The sequence below is a fragment of the Collinsella sp. AF19-1LB genome, assembly GCF_003459655.1.
GTDB lineage: Bacteria > Actinomycetota > Coriobacteriia > Coriobacteriales > Coriobacteriaceae > Collinsella.
Genome location: NZ_QRWO01000020.1, coordinates 47,526 through 53,702 on the forward strand (window position 1 = coordinate 47,526; position 6,177 = coordinate 53,702).

General features: G+C 59.0%; 4 protein-coding genes. All 4 read right to left on the reverse strand.

The window, feature by feature from the left end:
- Positions 1-34: 34 nt before the first annotated feature.
- The 4 genes from DWX39_RS07220 to DWX39_RS07235 all read right to left on the reverse strand — a co-directional run bounded on the left by DWX39_RS07220 (position 35) and on the right by DWX39_RS07235 (position 5,744).
- Positions 35-1,195, reverse strand: coding sequence for a DUF2974 domain-containing protein (locus tag DWX39_RS07220; RefSeq protein WP_117759054.1), 1,161 nt, complete (start codon positions 1,193-1,195; stop codon positions 35-37).
- A 114-nt stretch (positions 1,196-1,309) separates the two neighbouring features.
- Positions 1,310-2,260 (reverse strand): L-lactate dehydrogenase, encoded by a 951-nt coding sequence (locus tag DWX39_RS07225; RefSeq protein WP_117759056.1) that lies wholly within the window; start codon positions 2,258-2,260, stop codon positions 1,310-1,312.
- 201 nt (positions 2,261-2,461) lie between these two features.
- A complete protein-coding gene (locus DWX39_RS07230) occupies positions 2,462-3,625 on the reverse strand; it encodes a pyridoxal phosphate-dependent aminotransferase (RefSeq protein ID WP_006234344.1) in 1,164 nt (387 codons plus the stop codon).
- Positions 3,626-3,743: 118 nt separating this feature from the next.
- Positions 3,744-5,744, reverse strand: a complete 2,001-nt coding sequence (locus DWX39_RS07235; protein ID WP_117759058.1) for an NAD(+) synthase — start codon at positions 5,742-5,744, stop codon at positions 3,744-3,746.
- Between the last annotated feature and the right edge of the window lie 433 nt (positions 5,745-6,177).

Sequence of the window (6,177 nt, forward strand, 5' to 3'; positions counted from 1 at the left end):
GCTGCATTGGGGCCAGGTTTCTCTGCACCAATGGTTAACGCAGGAGCTCGGACTGCCAGGCCTCGAGTTGTTCTGCCAGACTCTTACCGGCAGCGGACATGTCGATCTGAGGGCGTTTGGGCAGCAATGCACATCTAAGGATTGCCGCGATGGTCTGCGAAACAAAATGGCGCGTATCCTTGTCAAAGCCTTGGGCGGCCCGGAGCATCACAGGCAGGTTCTCGCGCATGTTCCCGGCGATATCCGCAAAACGTTCGGCGCCCGTAGCCTCAAACACGGAGAACAACGCATCTACAAAACGCTCGCGCTCGCCAGGTGACACTGCAAGCAGCATCTCGCGAATAGAGCCATCAACATATCGCGCGCCAGCAGACAGGCGTTCGCAATACACAAAATCGCAGCCGTCGACCACCCAGCTAAAGGGATTGTGTTGCAGCAGGCTAAACTCGGTGCTTTCGACGATAGCGTAGTCCTCTTGCGTCTCGAACATCATGCCGAAGATCGAAGACTGGGGCAGGGTTTTATCAATACGACCAGAAAGGCTCGCAAAGGCGTCTCCGTTCAGAAACTCCTCGACAAAGCCAGGGCCATCGTGGGAGAAGACCCGCTCAATCCGGTTGCGAGCACCGCTTGAGCACATCGCTGCACCATACACAGCCAGATTTCCGCCCTTGGAATGGCCTCCGCACAAGAGCGGCCCGTCAATCGCATCCGCCGCCTCGTCCACATAACGCGCCGCGGATTCCTGGGCCGGCACAGGACACCGGAACGCCATGTTAAAGTCCTCTTTCCAGCCCACAATCGTGCTGTCGGTCCCTCGGAAGGAAAGATAGCTAAACCCCGCCGGAAACCGGAACGTCATGGCTGCAAACTGCTCCGTCGCCACCACATCGCTCACGGCACGATAGCCGCAAACGTTCACGCCACGGTAGCGAGGGCTTGCTGCCACGGCCTCCAGCAAGGCCCTGCTCCCCTCTGGGTCCCACAAGTCGCCAATCATGTCCCGGTAGCACTCGGCACGCAGCAGCTCGCGTACGTCTAGGCCCTGCCAGTTCGTCAGCTCCGCCATATCACCCGGCAAACGCAAATAGGACAACCACGCAAAGACCAGGCTATCCACCGCGCAGAACGGCCGCTCCTCAAACGGATCAAACGCCGTCTGGGCATAGGTCAAAAAATTAGGCGAATCCGACATGGCCCTCCCATCAACTATGGTGCATTGGGGTCAGGTTACTTTGCACCAAAAAGGCGCCCGGGCCGTGTGGGCTCGGACGCCTTCATTGTAGCTTTTCGCTCTAACGAGCTTGATTTAGCAGGAGAAGTCGACGCTGTCGATGATGTCCTTGAGGGCCTTGGCGGAGGCGGTGAGCTCATGTTGCTCGTCATCGTCCAGCGGCACGGGAACGCGGCAGACAACGCCGTCGCGACCAACGACGGTCGGCATGGAGATGGCAAGATCGGACAGGCCATACTCGCCCACCATGAGCGAGGAAACGGGCAGAACGGTCTGCTCATCGCGCATGACAGCGGTGCAGATGCGCTTAACGGCCATGGCGACGCCGTAGTAGGTGGCGTGCTTCTTCTCGATGATGGTGTAGGCGGAGTTCTTGACGTCCTCGGCGATGCGCTTCTCGGCGGCTTCGTGCTCCAGGTGGCCGTGAAGCTCGCAGAAGGTGTTCAGCGGAACGCCGGCAACCTGAGCGCTGGACCAAGCGACAAACTCGGAGTCGCCGTGCTCACCCATGACGTAGGCCTGAACGTCGCGCGGGTCGACCTCGACGTGGGCGCCGAGCATCTGCTGCAGGCGACCGGTATCGAGCACGGTGCCGGAACCGATGACGTGGCCCTCGGGCAGACCGGACATCTTGATGGCGGCATAGGTCAGGACGTCGACTGGGTTGGAGACGATCAGCAGAATGCCGTCGAAGCCGGACTTCTTGATCTCGGGAATAATGGACTTGAAGATGTTGACGTTCTTGTTGACCAGGTCCAGGCGTGTCTCGCCGGGCTTCTGGGCGGCGCCAGCGGTGACGACGATCATGGCGGCGTCGGCGACATCGGAATAATCGCCGGCGTAGATCTTCATCGGCTCGGCAAACGTCATGCCGTGCGCGATATCCAGGGCCTCACCCTCGGCACGGTTCTTGTCCACGTCGATGAGGACCATCTCGGAGAACAGACCACTCTGCATCAGCGCGAACGCCGAAGACGAACCGACGAAACCACAGCCGACAATAGCGACCTTCTTCTCGTTAACCATTAGAAACTCCCATCTCTCTCCACAAACAAGCCGCCCGGGAACGACCCGAGCGGCTTGCCGTAATCCCAATACATCCAATCGGGACTTTGATTATGCTCCTATTCGCAGCCAAATATCGACCGTTTACCGAAATTATTTGCAGGATTCGTAAAATAACTGCACGAAATCGGTTTCGAGCTATTGACGAGTCGAAACACCTTTCTAATACAGGCCCGCCTCGCGAATGGCCTCGACAGCCAAAGCAATCTGATCGGGCGGTAGGACCAGCGCCATGCGCACGTGCCCCTCGCCCGAAGGGCCAAAGCTCGCGCCCGGCGTCACCACAACGCCGGCCTTCTCCATGAGCTCCTCGCAAAACGCCATGGAATCGGTGCGACCACCGGGAAGCTTGGCCCACACAAACATAGAGCCATGCGCGTTGGGACGCTCCCAGCCCAGGCCCTCAAGACCGTCGCACAGGGCATCGCGGCGCTCCTGGTACTTCAGACGCTGCGCCTCGACCTCATCGCGCGGGCCATTAAGGCACGCGATGGCGGCCTTCTGGATCGGGAAGAACATGCCGAAGTCGATCTGCCCGCGCAGCTTGGCAAAGGCCGAGACCACATCCTCGCGACCGACCAAAAAGCCGATGCGGGCACCGGTGACGTTAAACGACTTGGAAAGCGAGAAAAACTCCACGCCCACCTCGAGCGCACCGGGATACTGCAGGAAGCTGCCGCCGGGCTCGCCGTCAAACACGATGTCGGAGTACGCGTTGTCATGAACGATCAACAGATCGTGCTCGCGGGCAAAAGCGATTATCTCCTCGTAGACCTCGGGCGTACCCACCGAGCCGACCGGGTTCGCGGGCAGCGACACGATCATATATTTGGCACGATCAGCAACCTCGGGATCGATACCCGCCACATAGGGCAGGTAATTATGCTCGGCAACCAGCGGATAGTATTCGAGCTTGGCATCGGCGATCTTGGCACCCGCCTCAAAGACCGGGTAGCATGGATCGGGCACCAGGATGGTGTCACCCGGATCGAGCAGGGCCAGGCCCAAATGGCCCACGCCCTCCTGCGTGCCGTTGCACGACTGCACCATAGACGGCGTAATGCCCGAAACGCCAAAGCGGCGCTCATAGTAATCGCACACGGCTTGCTTGAGTTCGGGCAGGTCGCGCAGGGCGTACTTCCACATCTCGGGATCTTGGGCTGCCTGCGTGAGCGCCTCGACCACGTGGTCGTACGGCTTAAAGTCGGGCGTGCCCACGCTCATGTTGTAAATGGTCTTGCCCTGAGCCTTCAGCGCGAGCAGTTTGTTGTTGAGCGAGGCGAAGACCTCCGCGCCAAAGCGGTCGAGACGCTGCGATGCCTGCATGGTGCCACCTTTCGATATAAAAAACGCGGCGCTCCGACAAGAGCGCCACGCGATACGGGCCATCAGATTGCAAAAGTGTAACGCTTGCCACCCCCGTATTGGTTCAATTTAGCCAACCTTAGTCAATTGGATTGAGCGCGTCGATCTGCGCAAGCCACAGACGCGAGCTGGCGTCACTCGGCATACGCCAATCGCCGCGCGGGCTGAGCGTCACCGAGCCCACCTTGGGACCATCGGGCAGGCAGCTGCGCTTAAACTGCTGGGCAAAGAAGCGACGATAGAACGTGCGCAGCCACGTGTGGACGATCTTGGCGTCGTAGACACCCTCGAAACTCTTGAGCGCCATGCGGTAGATCTTGCCCGGCTCAAAGCCAAAACGCAGCAAGTAGTAGAGGAAGTAGTCGTGCAACTCGTACGGGCCCACCAAATCCTCAGTCTTCTGCGCAATCTCGCCGTCGCCCGTGGGCGGCAGAAGCTCGGGGGACACCGGCGTGTCGAGGATATCGAGCAAAACCTCGGCAATACGCCCGCCAAAGACATCAGCCGCATAACGCACCAAGTGACGCACGAGTGTCTTGGGCACGCTCGCGTTGACGGCGTACATGCTCATGTGGTCGCCGTTATAGGTAGCCCAGCCGAGTGCCAACTCCGACAGGTCGCCCGTGCCGATGACAAAACCGCCAGCCTGGTTGGCCAGATCCATCAGAATCTGCGTACGCTCGCGGGCCTGGCTGTTCTCGTAGGTCACGTCCTGCACGGTCGGATCGTGCTCAATGTCCTTGAAGTGCTGTTCCACGGCCGCGTGAATCGAAACCTCGCGGAAGCTCACGCTCAGGTCGCGCGCGAGCGACTCGGCGTTGGACTTGGTGCGATGCGTCGTGCCAAAGCCGGGCATGGACACGGCAGTGATGCCCGAGCGCGGCAGCCCCAGCGCATCGAAGGCACGCACGGTCACGAGTAGCGCCAGTGTGGAATCGAGGCCGCCGGAAAGGCCGATGACGGCAGCCTTGGTACCCGTATGGGCAAGGCGGGTCTTGAGGCCCGCAGTCTGCAGATTGAGAATAGTCTCGCAACGCTCGGCCAGATCACCGTGGTCGGCCGGCACAAAAGGCGCGCGAGGGAAAACGCGGTCGATATCGCAGGCATCGCGCAGGACAGGCTCTTTGGCCAGCACGCCCTCAAAAGAAAACTCAACGGTCGTGGCCTCCGGCGCATCGTCCGCGCGCGCCCACGTCGTCGAGCGACGGCGCTCGGCAACCAGGCGGTCAAGATCGACATCGGCGATGGCCATATCGCAGGTAAGCAGTTTGGTCGCGGCGAGCTTGGAGCCGTTTTCGTAGACGAGGTTCTCGCCCGCAAAGACCATATCGGTCGTGGACTCACCCTCGCTCGCGTCCGCGTAGGCATAGGCGCAGTACAGGCGTGCACTTTGGTTAGAGATAAGGCTGCGGCGGTAATCCGCTTTGCCGATGATCTCGTCCGAGGCCGACGGGTTGAGAATCACCGTCGCACCGGCAAGCGCCATCTCGGTCGAAGGAGGCGCCGGCACCCACAGGTCCTCGCAGACCTCAACGCCCAGCACCAGGTCCTCGGCGCCTTCATCACAGCAACGGTAGACAAGCCCCGAACCCAGCGGGACCGGACCCTGACCGGCAAATTCAACCCACACGGGATCCGCAGGCGCCGGAGCAAACCAACGGCGCTCATAGAACTCGCCATAGTTGGGCAGATACTTCTTGGCCGTGAGGCCCAAAAGCTCGCCCGCGCAGCACACGGCGGCGCAGTTGTAGATATTCTCGGCAACTGCAACGGGAAGACCGATGGTAAAGACGACCGGCAACTCACGGGTTTCATCAAGGATGTGCACAAGTGCCGCCTCGCAGGCATGCAGCAGTGTGCGGTTATGGAACAGATCGGCCGCGGTATAGCCGCACAGATTAAGCTCGGGCAACACCAACGCGCGAATGCCGCGCTCGGCAGCTCTGCGAACAGCTGCCAGCGCAACCTCGGCATTACCCTCGACATCGGCCACGCGAATCTGCGGCGACGCCGCCGCCACACGCAAAAAGCCATCGTTCTTATTAGCCGAAACGCAGCATTGCCTTGTTGATCTGGACACTGGAGGCCCCTTCTACCCTGAGATTCAGTCTAACGGACGTTCACATATCTCTAACTAGCCAAAGCAACCTCTCAGTTTACTGAGACGCCAACCTGTGCTAAGAGCATGTATTCCAAAAATATCTTTAATTAAAAAAGGAGAAATCGATAATCGACTTCTCCTTTAAGCGAGGCAAGTTAATTCCGAAACTAATGGCAGAATTTATCCATGTAGTCCTCAAAGTCGAACACTTCTACCACGACGCCCTCTTCCTGAGACTCTTTCAGTTGCTCCAAGAGATCTTTGTTAATAACGTCCATGCAGAAACCTCCTCTATCTAATCAATTGTAGTATATCTGCTTTCATGCAATTATCAACCAACTTGTTTAATTGCTCCTCGTTTGTCGATAGTCCCTCTTTTTTCCTTGATTGTCATTTTCATTGCAACAGCCTC